The sequence below is a fragment of the Streptomyces sp. NRRL S-350 genome, assembly GCF_000719705.1.
GTDB lineage: Bacteria > Actinomycetota > Actinomycetes > Streptomycetales > Streptomycetaceae > Kitasatospora.
The window spans coordinates 1-623 of the sequence record NZ_JOHO01000212.1 but is presented as its reverse complement, the minus strand read 5'-3'; the positions used below and the strand labels follow the sequence as shown (position 1 = coordinate 623).

The window sequence follows — 623 nt, the reverse complement described above, 5'->3', positions numbered from 1 at the left end:
GGGGATGGTGGGTTGGTGGTAGGTGAGGTGGGTGGCCTCGGCGTGGAAGGCGTCGAGGATGGGGTCCATGTGGGGTGAGTGGAAGGCGTGGGAGACGGTGAGTGTGCGGGTTTTGCGGCCGAGGTTTTTTTCGGTGGCTTGGATGGCGATCATGGTGCCGCCGGTGGGGGCGGATTGCATGAGTCGGGCGCGGGTGGTGACGAGGCGGGCGGCGTCGGGGAGGTCGAGGACTCCGGCGATGTGGGCGGCGGTGAGTTCGCCGATGGAGTGGCCGGTGACGAAGTCGGGTGTGATGCCGTGGGATTCGTAGAGTCGGTAGAGGGCGGTTTCGAGGGCGAAGAGGGCGGGTTGGGTGTACTGGGTCTGGTGGAGGGGAAGACGATCTCGCGTAGGGGCCGGTCGAGGTGGGTGTCCAGGGCGGTGCAGGCGTCGTCGAAGGCGGCTGCGAACACCGGCTGGGTCTGGTACAGCTCGCGTCCCATGCCGAGTCGTTGGGCGCCTTGGCCGGTGAAGAGGAACGCGATCTTGCCGCCGCGCACCGATCCTTGGACGGCTTGGGGGCTGGGTGTGCCGTTGGCTACGGCGGCCAGTGCGGCCAGCAGTTCCTCCCGGTCGGCACCGAA

General features: G+C 67.9%; 1 pseudogene. It reads right to left on the bottom strand.

Annotated elements, in window-relative coordinates:
* A pseudogene (locus tag IF30_RS46195) lies at positions 1–623 on the bottom strand (acyltransferase domain-containing protein); the annotation flags it as partial.